Source organism: Burkholderia sp. BCC1644, assembly GCF_902833225.1.
In the GTDB taxonomy this organism is placed as follows: Bacteria; Pseudomonadota; Gammaproteobacteria; order Burkholderiales; family Burkholderiaceae; genus Burkholderia.
The window spans coordinates 610,405-625,860 of the sequence record NZ_CADFEI010000001.1 but is presented as its reverse complement, the minus strand read 5'-3'; the positions used below and the strand labels follow the sequence as shown (position 1 = coordinate 625,860).

At 69.3% G+C, this 15,456-nt stretch carries 15 protein-coding genes; 10 read left to right on the top strand and 5 right to left on the bottom strand.

The genetic code is table 11. The annotated features are described in order from the left end of the window. The first annotated feature begins 235 nt into the window (after window positions 1-235). From HWX87_RS02780 to HWX87_RS02765, 4 genes are all read left to right on the top strand, one after another. A complete protein-coding gene (locus HWX87_RS02780) occupies window positions 236-1,630 on the top strand; it encodes a DUF1800 domain-containing protein (protein WP_176045559.1) in 1,395 nt (464 codons plus the stop codon). After that, window positions 1,627-2,790 carry a DUF1501 domain-containing protein gene (locus HWX87_RS02775; protein ID WP_176045558.1) on the top strand — a complete coding sequence of 388 codons (1,164 nt, stop codon included), beginning with the start codon at window positions 1,627-1,629 and terminating at the stop codon, window positions 2,788-2,790. The genes HWX87_RS02780 and HWX87_RS02775 overlap by 4 nt, the downstream gene beginning before the upstream one ends. 60 nt (window positions 2,791-2,850) lie before the next feature. After that, entirely contained in the window at window positions 2,851-3,069 is a 219-nt protein-coding gene (locus HWX87_RS02770; protein ID WP_176045729.1) for a YXWGXW repeat-containing protein, read from the top strand. A gap of 183 nt (window positions 3,070-3,252) precedes the next feature. After that, complete coding sequence (locus tag HWX87_RS02765; RefSeq protein ID WP_176045557.1) at window positions 3,253-3,651, top strand: lysozyme inhibitor LprI family protein; 399 nt, start codon at window positions 3,253-3,255, stop codon at window positions 3,649-3,651. A 95-nt stretch (window positions 3,652-3,746) separates the two neighbouring features. Here the strand turns inward: HWX87_RS02765 and HWX87_RS02760 are convergent, their stop codons facing one another. The 3 genes from HWX87_RS02760 to HWX87_RS02750 all read right to left on the bottom strand — a co-directional run bounded on the left by HWX87_RS02760 (window position 3,747) and on the right by HWX87_RS02750 (window position 6,963). Beyond that, complete coding sequence (locus HWX87_RS02760; RefSeq protein ID WP_176045556.1) at window positions 3,747-4,940, bottom strand: tyrosine-type recombinase/integrase; 1,194 nt, start codon at window positions 4,938-4,940, stop codon at window positions 3,747-3,749. A gap of 182 nt (window positions 4,941-5,122) precedes the next feature. Next, entirely contained in the window at window positions 5,123-5,593 is a 471-nt protein-coding gene (locus HWX87_RS02755; RefSeq protein WP_176045555.1) for a hypothetical protein, read from the bottom strand. Between the two features lie 194 nt (window positions 5,594-5,787). Further along, window positions 5,788-6,963 carry a LuxR C-terminal-related transcriptional regulator gene (locus HWX87_RS02750; protein WP_176045554.1) on the bottom strand — a complete coding sequence of 392 codons (1,176 nt, stop codon included), beginning with the start codon at window positions 6,961-6,963 and terminating at the stop codon, window positions 5,788-5,790. Between the two features lie 224 nt (window positions 6,964-7,187). Here HWX87_RS02750 and HWX87_RS02745 point away from each other — a divergent pair, with 224 nt between their 5' ends. After that, window positions 7,188-7,568: a DUF4377 domain-containing protein gene (locus tag HWX87_RS02745; protein ID WP_176045553.1), complete on the top strand. Its 381-nt coding sequence runs from the start codon at window positions 7,188-7,190 to the stop codon at window positions 7,566-7,568. A 9-nt stretch (window positions 7,569-7,577) separates the two neighbouring features. On the opposite strand, the gene HWX87_RS02740 is transcribed toward HWX87_RS02745, so the two are convergent. Further along, window positions 7,578-8,966 carry a DHA2 family efflux MFS transporter permease subunit gene (locus HWX87_RS02740; protein ID WP_176045552.1) on the bottom strand — a complete coding sequence of 463 codons (1,389 nt, stop codon included), beginning with the start codon at window positions 8,964-8,966 and terminating at the stop codon, window positions 7,578-7,580. A gap of 158 nt (window positions 8,967-9,124) precedes the next feature. Between HWX87_RS02740 and HWX87_RS02735 the strand changes: the two genes are divergently transcribed. Then, a complete protein-coding gene (locus HWX87_RS02735) occupies window positions 9,125-9,985 on the top strand; it encodes a LysR family transcriptional regulator (RefSeq protein WP_176045551.1) in 861 nt (286 codons plus the stop codon). Window positions 9,986-10,051: 66 nt separating this feature from the next. On the opposite strand, the gene HWX87_RS02730 is transcribed toward HWX87_RS02735, so the two are convergent. Continuing rightward, window positions 10,052-10,402, bottom strand: a complete 351-nt coding sequence (locus HWX87_RS02730; protein WP_176045550.1) for a VOC family protein — start codon at window positions 10,400-10,402, stop codon at window positions 10,052-10,054. Window positions 10,403-10,662: 260 nt separating this feature from the next. Here HWX87_RS02730 and HWX87_RS02725 point away from each other — a divergent pair, with 260 nt between their 5' ends. From HWX87_RS02725 to HWX87_RS02710, 4 genes are all read left to right on the top strand, one after another. Continuing rightward, window positions 10,663-11,802, top strand: a complete 1,140-nt coding sequence (locus HWX87_RS02725; RefSeq protein WP_011355016.1) for an LLM class flavin-dependent oxidoreductase — start codon at window positions 10,663-10,665, stop codon at window positions 11,800-11,802. A 168-nt stretch (window positions 11,803-11,970) separates the two neighbouring features. Then, window positions 11,971-13,164 (top strand): acyl-CoA dehydrogenase family protein, encoded by a 1,194-nt coding sequence (locus HWX87_RS02720; RefSeq protein WP_176045549.1) that lies wholly within the window; start codon window positions 11,971-11,973, stop codon window positions 13,162-13,164. A gap of 10 nt (window positions 13,165-13,174) precedes the next feature. Further along, entirely contained in the window at window positions 13,175-14,935 is a 1,761-nt protein-coding gene (locus HWX87_RS02715; RefSeq protein WP_176045548.1) for an FAD-dependent oxidoreductase, read from the top strand. Further along, a complete protein-coding gene (locus HWX87_RS02710; RefSeq protein ID WP_176045547.1) occupies window positions 14,932-15,450 on the top strand; it encodes a flavin reductase family protein in 519 nt (172 codons plus the stop codon). The genes HWX87_RS02715 and HWX87_RS02710 overlap by 4 nt, the downstream gene beginning before the upstream one ends. Window positions 15,451-15,456 lie beyond the last annotated feature (6 nt).

Below are 15,456 nucleotides of genomic sequence, written 5' to 3'. Positions count from 1 at the left end.
CGGCGGCACGCGATCTGCGTGTCGCCGTCGTGCGCTTTCGGTCACGTGCCATGCGTGCGCCGTTTCCGGTCGATTGCATCGTCGTTTTCGTTCATGACGTGCGCGGCCGCGTGACGAGGCTTCCACCGGTCACTCCGCCTCGCGTTTCCCCGCTCGAAATTTATTTGCGATTTCCGCGACGGATTTCCGGGCGCATCCGCGTTGAACGTGGGTACGCACCGCGAGAGAGCCCGTCATGGACCACCCGAACGACATCACGCCGGCCGCGATTGCGCTGAACCGCTTCGGTCTCGGCGCGCGGGCCGACGAAGCGCCGCCTGCCGACCCGAAGGCGGCGCTCGTCGCGCAATTCGACCGTTACGACGCGCGGCCCGCCGCGTGGGCCGGCGAGCCCGACGCGGTCGCGCTCGCGACACGCTTCGCGAACGCGCGCAACGCGATGACGGGCGACGACGCGGCAGCGAAACGCGCGACCGCGCAATCGATCCGGCGCGATGGCTACGATGCCTATCGCAGTGCGGTTACCGCACGCATGAACAGTGCGTTGAACACGTCCGCACCGTTCGTCGAACATCTCGTGCATTTCTGGGCGAACCATTTCGCGGTGTCGGTCGACAAGGGGCAGGTGGCCGCGTATGCGGGTGCATTCGAACGCGACGCGATCCGCCCGCACGTGCTCGGCCGCTTCGAGGACATGCTCGTCGCCGTCGAACAGCATCCCGCGATGCAGGTGTTCCTCGACCAGGCGCGCTCGGTCGGCCCCGACAGCCCGGCTGCGTTGCGCGCCGAAGCACGCAATCCCTCGGCGAAGCGCGGCCTCAACGAGAACCTCGCGCGCGAAATCATGGAACTGCATACGCTCGGCGTACGCACCGGTTACACGCAAGCCGACGTGACGGAATTCGCGCGTGCGCTGACCGGCTGGAGCATCGCCGGCGGGCGCGGGCCGCAGCCGGGCGATGCCGCACCCGGTGCGTTCGTGTTCCGCCCGAAGCTGCACGAACCGGGCACGCGCACGGTGATGGGACGCACCTACGACCAGCCGGGCGAAGCGCAGGCGCGCGCGATCCTGCACGACCTCGCGCGCTCGGAGGCGACGGGCCGGCACATCGCGTTCCAGCTCGCCCGTCATTTCGTCGCCGACAATCCGCCGCCCGCGCTGACCGAGCGGCTGGCCCGCGCGTTCGACGCGAGCGGCGGCGACCTGCCGACCGTCTATCGCGCGCTCGTCGATGCGCCCGACGCGTGGTCGCCGGTCAACCGCAAGTTCAAGACGCCGTGGGAGTGGGCGGTGTCGTCGCTGCGCGGGCTCGGCTGGCGCGACACGGGCGACCTGAAGGCCGCGCCGCTGCTCGCGCAGCTCGGCCAGCCGGTGTGGCGGCCGGGTTCGCCGGCCGGCTACGACGACGTTGCCGCGAGCTGGGCCGCGCCCGACGCGCTCGTGCGCCGCGTCGAGATTGCCCAGCGGCTGGCCGCGCGCACGGGCGACCGGCTTGATCCGCGCACGCTCGGCAACACGCTGCTTGCCGGTTCGATGAGCACGCCGACCGCGACCGCACTGTCGCGCGCGGAAAGCGCGACGACGTCGCTTGCTTTGCTGCTCGTCTCGCCCGATTTCCAACGGAGATGACCATGGCCCTGTCACGCCGACAATTCCTGAGCGTTGCCGCCGCCGGCGCAGGCGCGATCCTCGTCGCGCCGCGGATCGTGTTCGCGAATGTCGCGACCGACCGGCGCTTCGTGTTCGTGATCCAGCGCGGCGCGGCCGATGGCCTGAACATCGTCGTCCCGTATGCGGAACCCGCGTATGCGACGCTGCGCGGCCCGCTCGCGATCGACACGGCGGCCGCGACGCGGCTCGACGGCACGTTCGCGCTGCATCCGTCGCTTGCGCAGACCGCGCAGTTGTACCGCGACGGGCAGGCGCTGTTCGTCCATGCGATTGCGTCGCCGTATCGCGACCGCTCGCATTTCGACGGCCAGAACGTGCTCGAAACGGGCGGACGTGCGCCGTACCAGGTAAAGGACGGCTGGCTGAACCGGCTCGCCGCGCTGCTGCCGGCGACGCGTGAGAACGCAATCGCGTTCGCGCCGACCGTGCCGCTCGCGTTGCGCGGCACCGTACAGGCCGCGTCGTATGCGCCATCCGGTCTGCCGGCCGCGCCGGACGACCTGCTTGCGCGCGTGTCGTCGCTCTACGAGGCCGACGCGCAGCTCGGCCCGCTGTGGCAGTCGGCGATGGACGCACGCGGCCTCGCCGGCGACGCGCATGCGCGGCAGGATCCGGCCGGCGTCGGCAAGCTCGCGGCGACGTTCCTCGCGCGCGACGACGGCCCGCGGATCGCCATGATCGAGACGGGCGGCTGGGATACGCACAGCGCGCAGAACGCGCGGCTCGCGAACCAGCTGAAAGCGCTCGACACGATGCTCGCCGCGCTGCGCGACGGTCTCGGGCCCGCCTGGCAGCAGACCACGGTGCTGGTCGCGACCGAGTTCGGCCGCACGGCGGCCGTGAACGGCACGGGCGGCACCGATCACGGGCAGGCGTCGGTCGCGATGCTCGCGGGCGGCGCGGTGGCCGGCGGCCGCGTGATCGCCGACTGGCCGGGGCTGCGGCCGGGCGACCTGTATGAAGGGCGCGACCTGAAGCCGACCGCGTCGCTCGACGCGCTGATCTCGGGTGCGGCCGCCGAAAGCCTGCGGCTCGACCCTCGTCGAACCGCGTCCGCATTGTTCGCGGAAAGCGGCGCGACGCGGCCCATGACCGGCCTGATTCGCGGCGCTGCGTGACGCGGTGCGTTGCCGCTTCCGTGCCGATCCATTCATACACAAAAGGGAGAATGCAAGATGATGAAGATCCGATCCGTTTCGCTCACCGTGCTGGTAGCGGCCAGTGCGGCGCTGATGTCCGCCTGCGTGGTCGAACCCGTGCGGCCGCCGCAGCCGGCGCCGCTCGTCGAGGTGGCGCCGCCGCCGCCGGCGCCCGGCTATCACTGGGCGAAGGGGCATTACCGCTGGGCCGGCAATCACTGGGCGTGGGTGCCCGGGCATTGGGTGGCCGTGTACTGACCGGGCGTGACGGGCCGTGCGGATGCCGGGAGGCGGGGCGGCGTATTGAACCGCGATGCGCATTGGCCTAAGCTTCCGGATCCCGGCGACGGGCTTCCGGCGACGGGCTTCCGGCGACGGGCATTCCCGTTCGTCCGCCACGGCGACCCGATGCACGGCCGCCGTTTTTTCTACGGCACCCACATGAAGGCATGGCTCGTTGCGCTGACCGTCGCGGCCGGCATGACCGGCGCACAGGCTGCGTCGTTCGATTGCGCGAAGGCGTCCACGTTCGTGGAGCGCGAAATCTGCGGCAATCCGGCGTTGTCGCATCTCGACGATGCGCTCAACGCAGATTACAAGCGCGTCGTGGACGATTTCGCCAACTATCCGGTCGAGGATCCACCTGAATATCACCAGTTCGTCGCGAGTCAGAAGGTGTGGCTGAAGGCGCGCAACCGCTGCACGACGGCGCAGTGCCTGATCGACAGTTACCGCAAGCGGATCGACGCGTTGTGCGGCCAGATCGACGTGCCGGCGGAAAGCGACCGTGCGAAGTGCCGCAGCAACGGCGGCCTCGGCGGACTCGAACTCGACCACTGAGCGCGAGGGCGAAACACCGGCCGGTGTCGACATCGAGTTCGGCGGCACGTACTCGCGCACAGCACGCAGCGCGTCTGCTACCGACCGCCTGCTGCCTACCAACCAATCCGGTGCTTCTCCTCCGTTTCTTGATGACGCCAGTCGTCGTCCGCGTGCAGGTACTGGCTCGTCGTCGTGAGTGACACATGGCCGAGGTTGTCGCGCACGAGCCGCAGGTCGACACGGCCGTCGGCCATGTGCGAGCCCGCGCTGTGGCGCAGCCAGTGCGCGGACGCCTGTTCGAGCACGCGCGCCTGCTGGTCGCCGGCTTCGCCGTTCGCCCGCAGCTGGTCGGCCGCGTGCCGGAACACCTGCTTCACGATCCGGTGCAGCGCCGCGCGCGTGAGCGGTTTGCGCGTCTGGCCGACCGGCAGCACGAGTGGCGTGGGCTCGCCGTCCGACGGCAGCGCGGGCAGGCCATGCGCGCGACGGTAACGCGACAGCTCGGCCATCATCTCGGCGGTGGCCGGCACGAGCCGCTGCCGGCCGCCTTTGCCCGTCACGTCGAGCCACCAGCGATCGTGCCCGTTCGCGTCGCGCCGGCAGAAGAACTGGCCCATCGTCGTGTCGGCCGCTTCGGTGATGCGCAGCCCGCCGAGATACAGCAGCGTGAACAGCCAGCGCGCGCGATCCGCATGGAAGCTTGCGCGCGCATCGTCGCGCGGCATCGCGGCGATCGCGTCCTTGACCGACTGCCACAATGGCTGTCCGAGATGGCGCGTGACGCGCGGTGCGGGCCGGCGCTGCCGCTGCCGCGACAACGCGAGCGGGTTGCCGGCCAGATAGCCGGCCTGCACGAGCCACGAGAACATCACGTTCAGGATCACCAGCGCCTGCCGCTGGCTGGCCGCCGACAGCGGCCCGTAGAACGGCCGCCAGCGCGGATCGTCGCGCGGATGCTTGCGGCCGCCGTTTGCGCACCACAGGTCGGCCGGCGCGGGCGCGAGCAGGAACTGCCGGTAGACGACGAGATCCTCGTGCGTGAGCGACGACAGCGGCTTGCCGCACGCGATCACGGCCCACAGCAGCAGGCGTTCGGCTTCCTTGCGGTAGTTCTGGAACGTGGTCGGCGTATCGACGAAGCGCGCGAGCCATGCGCGCACGGCGTCGAGATCGTTGGCCGCGGCGATCTGCGGATGCGCGCTGCCCGAGCGGTTGGTGCCCGCGCGTCCGTCGAGCGCGGCCGGCACGGTCAGCGAATCGATCGGCAGCGGGCGCAGTGCGGTATCGGACGGAACGGGTGGGGGCATGCGAGGGAGGGCGCGCTGCGCGAACCGCGCGGGCGTGGCCGGGCGGACGCAGGCAGCGCGTGAAAGCGTATCGGGAAGCGTCGATGGTACACGATCGATGCGCGGTGAAGCGGTCGTCGACGACGCTCGCCGGGCGGGCCGCTGTCACGACCGCATGATTCCCGCGGCCACGTGCCGTGGCGTCAGCGGTCCGCGTGCTTGTCCAGCAACCGGAACTTGCCGTTCTCGAACAGGTAGCGGTATTGGCCGCGCGGTTGACCGTCGGGCTTGCCGTTCACGACGAGCAGGCGGCTGTCCGAGCGGAAGTCCGTCGGTGTGGTGTCGTCCGCGATGGTCAGCTCGCGCACGATGTACGGAAACCAGTACACGTCGCCCGTTTTCGCGTCGAGCGCGAATACCCGCATGCAATTGTCACTGTGTCCGCAATCAAAGGTCCACAGGATGTAACGACTCGCGAATGTCACTTCATTGGTGGAGGCGCCGTCGCGAATATTCCTGGCGAACTCGCGGTCCTGCGCCGTGCGCAGTTTCGGTTCGGCGACCGGGCCGTCGTACGTCGGCCCGGTGAGGAATTTCATGAAATCGTTGTGTTGTTCCGCTTGCACGCGCCAGCTTGCGGTCAACGCCGCGGCGCAGACGAGCAGGCTCGTCATCGCGGTGGCAAGGCGGCGCTTGCGTGTCGGAATCCCGGATCGTTTATCGGCCATTGTCGAGGGTCATGTTGTTATGGGTGCCGTCATCGTAATGTAATCGGCGCAAGCCGTGCGCGAGGGCTTGGTGCGCCGCGACGTCGAGCGTTTCGCGCGAACGCCGCAACCGGCTCCGCCGCCAGTCCATGCCGCACCCCTCACCCCAGCGACAGCACACTGTTCAGCAACATCCGCACCAGCGTGGCCTGCCGCGTGACGCCCGTTTTCGAGAAAATCGCACGCAGGTGCGAACGCGCGGTGTTCTTGCTGATCGCGAGTTCGTCGGCCGCTTCCTCGAGCGTCTGCCCGTTGACGAGCGCGAGTGCCAGCGCGGTCTCGGCCGGCGTGAGGTCGAACAGCTTGCGCACGATGTCGTGCGACGCCTGCGACTTGCGCTCGGCATCGCGGATGAAGATCGCGCACGCCGGCCGGCGCGGATTGTCCTCCGACCACTCGCTCAACGGTACCGCACGGATCAGCACGCCGAGCCGCGGCTTGCCGGACGGGCGCGGCACCGCGATCGCGTGCGCGACCGACGGCGTGACGCCCGTGCGTTCCGCGAGCACCTGGCGGATCAGCTTCTGCAGCTTGCGGTCCTCCAGCGGATACGACGCTTCGAGCGTGCCGCCGCGCACGCGCAGGCCGTCGCATTCGGCGAAGATCTCGTCGGCGACGGAGTTGGTCCGCATGATCGTGCCGCGCTCGTCGAGAATCGCGGTGCCGACGAGCATACGGTCGATCGTGCTCGCATACAGCGTGCGCTCGGATTCGACCATCCCGAACTTCGCGTGCAGCCGCACCGCGCGCTTCAGGTGCGGCAGCAGCGCGTTGCAGACGGCCTTGTCGGCCGCCGAGAACGCATGGCCACGATGCGGACGGCAGACGCGAAAGCGGCACTCGACGCCGTCGTGCGTGCGCAGGTCGGCGCCCATCAGATAGCCGACGTCGAACGGCTGCAGGAATTCGGCATACATCGCGCTGTTGCGCCAGACGCCGACGCCGAGCAATTCGTCGACGGTGACGACGCGATCGGCCGGCAGGTTCACGAACGGATCGAGTGCGTAGTAGTAGGTGTTGTACGACGCGACGCCCGTCAGCGGCGCACTCGCCTCGGACGCGTTGATCATCAGCCCCGTCTGCCCGCTGGCCGGCCAGCGCAGGATCATCGTCACGTAGTTCGCGTGCAGGTGCACGCGGATCTGCTCGAGCGCGGCGCCCCACGGCACGTCTTCGAGCGGGCCTTCGTAGATGGTCGTGAGCAGGGCGTCGAACTGCTCGAGCGTCAGTTTCGATTGGGCAAGGTTCGGCGGCGGGGCCGGGGGCGCCGTGGTCATTCGGGATGTCTCCTGTTGCGGCCGCCGGGTCGCAGCGCGCCTGGCGTGCACGTTCGGACCGCCGGCGGCGATGCGCGTGGCGTAACCGGAACACGGTAACGTATCGGTTCGCGCGCGACATCCCATGAATGAGGGTGGTCGAGTGCGTTCTGTAAGGTATTTGTGAACTTTCTCGTCGCGCCGGTCGTCTAATCGGCCCTCCAACGCTTCCAGAGGAACATCAGATGATTCACAAGACCCGAACGTTGCTCGGCGCGGCCGTGATTGCCGGCAGCGCGCTCCTCGCCGGATGCCAGACCGACGCGGCCGCCACGGCGCCGAATGCGGCCCGCCCGGCCGACGGCAAGCCCGTGACCAAGACTGTCTACGTCGCGCCGCAGTCCGCGCGCTGCACGGGCGTCGCGCCGATGGAGTGCCTGCAGGTGCGCAGCAGCCCGAGCGAGCCGTGGAGCCTGTGGTACGCCGGCATCGAAGGGTTCGCCTATCAGCCCGGATACCTGTACACGCTTGAAATCGACGAATACCACGTCGCGCAGCCGCCGGCCGACGGTTCGTCGATCCGCTGGGTGCTCAAGCGGGTGGTCGAGCGGCGGCAGGCGAACTGACGGCCGCGCTTACGCGGACGGTCGCGCCGCCGCGTTCGTTGGCGGCGCTGCCGTATCGATCCGCCGGAACACGGCGGACGACAGCAACGTGACGACCCCCATGCACGCGAACGACAGCATGAATCCGTGCGCCATCGAGCCCTGATAGGCGGCGAACAGGTTCACGAGCCCGCCGCCGATCGACACGCCCAGGCCCATCGCGAGCATCTGCATCATCGTGAACAGGCTGTTGCCGCTGCCGGCGTCGGCATGCGACAGCCCCTTGAGCGTCACGCCGTTCATCGCCGCGAACTGCATCGAATTCGCGGCGCCGAACACGATCAGCAGCACTCCCTCCAGCACCGGCGCCGGCCGCGCCGACACCAGCGCGAACCCCGCGATCGCGCAGCCGACGATTCCCGTATTCACGACCAGAAACGTGGCGTAGCCGAAGCGCTTCACGAGCGGCGCGATCCAGCGTTTCGCGATCACGCCGGCGATCGCGGCCGGCAGCATCATCAGCCCCGACTGCAGTGGCGTATAGCCGAGCTGCACCTGCATCAGCAGCGGCAGCATGAACGGCACCGAACTCGTGCCGATCCGGCACAGCAGGTTGCCGAGCAGCCCGGAACCGAAGTTCGGCTCGCGGAACAGCCCGAGCCGGAACAGCGGCTGCGCACGCCGCCGCGCATGCGGCAGGTACGCGAGCGCGCTCGCGAGGCCGGCCACGGCGAGCGCGGCCGCCCAGGCGGCGCGATGCGCAGGCATCGGCGGGTCGATCGCGAGCGACAGCGCGATCATCGCAACCGACAGCAGCGCACAGCCGATGAAGTCGAACGGCGGCGGCTGGGTCGCCTGGTCGTGCGGCAGGTAGCGCTGCACAGCAATGAAGCCGACCACGCCGACCGGCACGTTGACGATGAACACCCAGTGCCACGAAATCGCCTGCGTGAGCCAGCCGCCGAGCGTCGGCCCGACGATCGGGCCGAGCTGGCCGGCGATCGACACGAACGCGATCGCCGCGACGTACTGTTCGCCCGGCACGCGGCGCAGCACGGCCAGCCGCCCGATCGGCAGCAGCATCGAGCCGCCGATGCCCTGCACGGCACGCGCAATGACGAGCTGGCCGAGCGTATGCGACGCCGCGCAGCCGATCGACGCGAGCACGAACACGAGGATCGCGACCGAGAACACGCGGCGCGTGCCGAACCGGTCGGCGAGCCAGCCGGACGCCGGCGTGAGCATCGCCATCATCAGCGTGTAGGCGACCACGACGGGCTGCATCGCGAGCGGCGACGCATGCAGGCTTTGGGCGATCGAAGGCAGCGCGGTGTTGACGATCGTCGTGTCGAGCGACTGCATGAAGAACGCAGCGGCGACGATCCAGAGCAGCGCGGAGTGTGTGGGTTCCCGGGACATGGCGAAATCGATGGTGCGACGGTCCGGTGCGGGTGCGCCCGTGCGCGGTCGCGCGGCGCCTGCCGGACTTCAAGCGCTCGATGGTACCGATTCCGCTGGTCATCGGGAAGCTGCCTGAAGGCATTGACTGTCATCGAAAATGCCGATGACAATGCGGGATGCTCAATCCCGTCTGGCTCAAGACGTTCGCGACCGTCACGAACTGCCGCAGCTTCACCGAAGCGGGCCGGCAGCTCGGGCTCAACCAGTCGAGCGTCAGCGAACACATCCGTCGTCTCGAAGAGAGCGTCGGCCGGCGGCTGTTCGTGCGCGATACGCATTCGATCGCGATGACGGCCGACGGCGAGGCGCTGCTCGTGCATGCGAACGTGATCCTGCAGGCGCTCAATCGCGCGGAATCGCAGTTTCGCAAGCCGCGGCTGCACGGGCGCGTGCGGCTCGGCGCGTCGGACGATCTCGCGCTCGTCGCGCTGCCGGACGTGCTTGCCGCGTTCCGCGCCGCGCATCCGGACGTCGCGCTGGAAATCACGACCGGGATGACGAGCCGGCTCTACGAACTGATGGACGCCGGCGCGCTCGACCTGATGGTCGGCAAGCGGCGGCTGGGCGAGCGGCGCGGCGCGCCGCTGCTGCGCGCGCGGCTCGAATGGGTTGCGCGGCCCGGCACCGTCGTCGACCTGGAACGGCCGCTGCCGCTCGTGCTGGTGGCCGAGCCGAGCGTCACGCGGGCGGTCGTGCTGAACGCGCTCGCGGAAAAAGGGATCGGCTGGGAAGTCGTGTGTTCGAGCAGCAGCCAGCCGGGCTGCATCGCGGCCGCGCGTGCGGGGCTCGGGCTGACCGCGACGTCGCAATACCTGTCCGCGCGCGGCCTGGCGCCGCCGGTGAACGGCGACGGGCTGCCCGTGCTGCCGGACGTCGAATTCATCGCGCTCGCCGCGAAGCGGCTCAGCCAGCCGGCCGGCACGCTGCTCGAGCTGCTGGAAACCAGCGACCTGCGAGCGTCGGGCACGGACGCCTGATGCCGCTCATGCCGGCAGATGCACGCAATGCGCCGGCATCCGGCGCCCGCGCGGCGCCGCGCATCGTCAGGCGGACCGCTTTTGCGAAATCACGAGCAGCGCGCCGTTCTTGTCCTCCAGCACCGCGCGGTATTCGTGCGGCCCGGCCTGCACGGGCACGCGCACCGATGCGCCGGCCTTCACGACCCGCGCCATCGCCGCATACAGGTCGTCGCCCTCGTCGACGCGCAGCGTGAGCGCCGCGCGCTCGACGATCTGCTCGTCGCCCGCCACCAGCGCGATCGTCAGCGGCCCGCCGTCGAGCGCGCAATAGCGGTCGCCGTCGCGGAACTTCACGTTCAGGCCCAGCCCGTCGACGAACAGCGGCAGCGCCGTGTCGATGTCGTCGACCGGATACAGCAGCATCGATACCTTCATTCCGGTTCTCCCTTGTCTTGATGTGGGCGGCGTGCAATGCGCCGCCGGTCGATGCTAGCGCGTCGCTCGCGCCGTCACGCAGTCCGATCGGATGACGGTGAAACCCCTCTGTCCCCGCAGGCGTGCAGCTACTCCGAACAGATGATGCCCGCGCCAGCCGGCGCGCCGACACTCCCATTCGTGGACCGTCGCTATTCGTCCGTATCGTGCGGGCGGCCTGCGCGACCCCGACTCGTCCAACATACATGGAGACGTACGCAATGAAGTTTTCCCTCATCTACGAAGCCCAGACCACCGACGCATCGCGCGAGGGCGACCACCGGGTGTTCAAGGAAACGGTCGAGCAGGCGCTGCTCGCCGAGCAGGTCGGTTTCGACACGATCTGGTGCGTGGAGCACACGTCGCTGACCAACTATGCGCACATGAGCGCGCCGGAAACCTTCCTTGCCTACCTGGCCGGCCGCACGACGCGCATCGGCCTCGGCCACGGCGTCGTGTGCCTGCCGCCGGCGATGAACCACCCGATCAAGGTCGCCGAGCGCGTCGCGCTGCTCGACATCCTGTCGGGCGGCCGCGTGCATTTCGGCGTCGGCAAGGGCGGCAGCCAGCAGGAAGCGGGCGCGTTCGGCTACGACCTCAACGAACTGCAGCCGATGATCGACGAATCGATGTATCTCGTGCCGAAGATGTTCGTGCAGGACGAGATCGAGCACGACGGCAAGTACATCAAGATCCCGAAGCGCCCGATCCACCCGAAGCCGTTCCAGGATCCGCACCCGCCGATGTACCTCGCCTGTACGAACACCGACGCGCTGCTGCGCGCCGGCCAGCGCGGGATGGGCGCGCTGGTGCTCGGCTTCGGCGGTCCGGACGAAGTCGCGAAGAAGAACGCCGTGTACCGCGAAGCGTGGGCGAACCGCAAGCCGGAAGACCAGGTCGGCTTCCGCCCGACCCAGCACCTCGCGGCGCTGTGCCCGACGGTCGTGATGGCCGACGGCCAGGCTGCCCGCAAGATCGGCATCCGCGGCCAGCGCTACTTCATGGAATCGCTCGCTTACTGGTACACGGGCGGCGAGCGTCCGGACCCGGCGAAGTGGGGCGACGACCTCGTGCAGGCCGACACCGGCGAGATGGTGATCCGCTCGCGCTTCGCGTCGGAGGAGGTCGTCGTGAACTTCGCCGACCCGGCGCTCGCGATGATGAACCCAAACCACGCGTACGGCACGGTGGACGACTGCATCGGCTATGTCGGCCGCCTGCAGGAAGCCGGCGTCGACGAAGTGCTGTTCCTGTGCCAGATGGGCACGGTGCCGCACGAAGCGCAGATGGAGACCATCCGCAACATCGGCGAGCACGTGATCCCGTTCTTCAACAAGGAGAAGGAACGCGCCTGCGCGTGATGCACGGGGCCGCGTCCGTCGTCCCGTCCGGTCGGACGATGCGGCGCGGTCGCGCGAAGCCGACCATCGGTGGTGGCGAGCATCGCCCGCGGCCAGGCCGCGCCGAACAATTTTGAACGAGAGCGGGGCGGGCGCCGCGGCGCCGCCCCCGTTCCACAGGAGACATTCGTGCATCGCGACAACGATTCGAACGCATTGGCCGCCACGCTGATCGCCCGGGCCGAGGCACTGGCGCCGACGCTGGCCGGCCGCGCCGCGCAGGCGGAAGCGCAGGGCCGCATCCCGGCGGAGACGATCGCCGACATGCAGGCCGCCGGCTTCTTCAAGGTGCTGCAGCCGAAGCGCTACGGCGGCTACGAGCTCGATCCGCAGGCCTTCTTCGACATCCAGATGGCGCTCGCGCGCGGCTGCATGTCGACCGCGTGGGTGTACGGCGTCGTCGGCGTGCACAACTGGCAACTCGCGCTGTTCGACGAACGCGCGCAGCAGGACGTGTGGGGCAACGACCCGGCCACGCTGATCGCGTCGACCTACATGCCGGTCGGCCGCGTGACGCCGGTCGACGGCGGCTTCCGCCTGTCGGGCCACTGGAAATTCTCGAGCGGCAGCGAACTGTGCGAATGGGTGTTCCTCGGCGCGCTGGTGCCGCCGGCCGTTGCCGGCCAGCCGCCGGAATACCGGACCTTCCTGCTGCCGAAATCCGACTACCGGATCCAGCAGGACTGGGACGTGCTCGGCCTGCGCGCGACGGGCAGCCACGATATCGTCGTCGACGACGTGTTCGTGCCCGCGTACCGCACGCACAAGGCGATCGACGGGATGATGGGCACGAGCCCCGGCCTCGCAATCAACGATGCGCCGCTGTTCAAGCTGCCGTTCGCGCAGATCTTCGTGCGCGCGGTGTGCACGTCGTGCATCGGCGCGCTGCAGGGCGCGCTCGACGATTTCACCGGCTATGCGGCGACGCGCGTGTCCGCGAACAGCGGCGCGAAGACGACCGACGATCCGGGTGCGCAGAACGCGTGCGCGAACGCGGCCGTCGCGATCGACGAGATGAAGGTGCTGCTCAAGCGCAATTTCGCTGAACTGATGGCGTCGGTCACCGGCGGGCCGGCCGTGTCGATCGAGCGTCGCGTGCATTTCCGCTACCAGTCCGCGCAGGTCGCCGAGCGCTGCGCGCAGGCTGCGAATACGCTGTTGCGCTACGCGGGCGGCAACGGCATCTATCACCGCAATCCGCTGGTGCGGCGTTTCCTCGATCTGCATGCGGCCCGCGCGCACTACGCGAACAACGTGGACCGCTTCGGCCAGAACCTCGGCGCCGTGATGCTCGGCCGCGAAAACACGGACTTCTTCATCTGACGAGGCCGTGATGAGCGACACGCAAGCACAGCAATACACGTTCGACGTGGTCGTCGTCGGCTCGGGCGCGGGCGCGCTGCTCGCCGCGTGCCGTGCGGCCGATCGCGGGCTGTCCGTCGTCGTGATCGAGAAGACGGCGCTGTACGGCGGCACGTCGGCTGTATCGGGCGGCGGCATCTGGATCCCGTGCAACCACCACATCGCCGATCTCGGCGCGACCGACACGCGCGAGGCCGCACACCGCTACCTCGACGCGTGCGTGGCCGGCGCATCGACGCCCGACAAGCTCGACACGTATCTCGACCGCGCGCCGGAGATGCTGCGCTACCTGGAATCGAAGACGCCGGTGCGCTATCAGGCGCTGCCGAAGTACGCGGACTATTTCCAGAAGCTGCCGGGTGCGATGCCGGGCTATCGCGCGCTCGATCCGCTGCCGTTCGACGGCGGGTTGCTCGGCGACGAATTCGACCGGTTGCGGCCGCCGTCGCCCGGTACGCTGATCGGCGGGCGCGTCGCGGTGACGTCGAAGGAGGCCCATACGCTGTTCTCGCGCGGGCCCGGTTTCATGAAGCTCGCGATCGCGCAGTTCGGCCGTTACTGGCTCGATATCGGCATGCGCCGCCGCACGCGGCGCGACCGCCGCCTGACGCTCGGCAACGCGTTGATCGGCGGGCTGCGTCGCGCGCTGCTCGACCGAAACGTGCCCGTGTGGCTCGATACGCCGATGCGCGACCTGCTCGAGGTGGACGGCCGTGTGACGGGCGTGCGCGCGCAGCGCTACGGGCAGCCGGTGACGATCGCCGCGCGGCGCGGCGTGATCCTCGGCGCGGGCGGCTTCGAGCGCAACCAGCCGATGCGCGAGCGCTACCTGCCGCAGCCGACGCAGGCGCAATGGAGCGCGACGCCGCCGTCCAACACCGGCGACGCGATCGCCGAGGGCCACCGGCTCGGCGGCGCGCTGGCGCTGATGGAGCACGTGTGGGGCGCGCCGACGGTCGGCGTCGCGGGCGAGGAGAAGCAGCGCGCGCTGTTCGTCGAACGCAACCTGCCGGGCTGCGTGATCGTAAACAGCCTCGGCAAGCGCTTCGTCAACGAGGCCGCGCCGTATTCCGAATTCGTGCCCGCGATGTATCGCGACCATGCACGCACCGGTGCGTGCGTACCGGCGTGGATGGTGTTCGACGCGCGCTTTCGCCGCAAGTATCCGTGCGGGCCGATCATGCCGGCGTCGATGATGCCCGATGCGCGGATTCCGGAAGCGTTCCGCGACGTGCTCGTGAAGGCCGACACGGTCGACGCGCTGGCCGCGCGGATCGGCGTCGATGCGGCCGGGTTGCGCGACACGCTGCGCGACATGGCGCGCTATGCGGTCACCGGCATCGACGAAGCGTTCGGCAAGGGCGACAACGCGTTCGACACGTACTACGGCGATCCGCGGAACACGCCGAACCCGTGCCTCGGGCCGGTCGACCAGGCGCCGTTCTACGCAGTGCGAATCGATGCGGGCGACATCGGCACGAAGGGCGGCCTCGTCACCGACGTGCACGCCCGCGTGCTGCGCGCCGACGGCGAGCCGATCGACGGCCTCTATGCAATCGGCAACACCAGCGCATCGATGATGGGCGCGAGCTACCCCGGCGCGGGCTCGACGCTCGGTCCGGCGATGACCTTCGGGTATCTCGCCGCCGACCACCTGGCTGCTCGCGCAGCCGACGCCGGAGGCCGGCCAGCCCGGCCATCCACGACTGAACTTGACGGAGTCCGAACATGAGCGATCTCACCAACCATCCGCTGCGCACCGACATGCTGCTCGCGATGCGCCGCCTCGCGCGCTCCGTCACGGTCATCAGCAGCGCGCACGACGGCCGGCGCTACTCGATGTCCGCGACGGCGGTCGACTCGCTGTCGACCGATCCGCCTTCGCTGCTGATCTGCATCAACCGCACCGCGTCGCTGTATCCGCCGCTCGATGCGGGCGCGCCGTTCTGCGTGAACGTGCTGTCCGCGCGCCACGAAGGCGTCGCGATCGATTGCAGCGGCCGCCTGAAGGGCGAGGCACGCTTCACGACCGGCGACTGGCACACATCGCCGCACGGCGTGCCGTATCTGCGCGACTCGCAGGCGAGCCTCGTGTGCGAGCAGGACGGCCGCTTCGAATACGGCACGCATACGGTGTTCATCGGGCGCATCCGCGAGGTGCTGATGAGCGGCGACGTCGATCCGCTCGTCTATCTCGACGGCGCGTACACGACGCCCGGCGCGCCGGCGGCCCGTGCGGCCGCGTGACGCAAG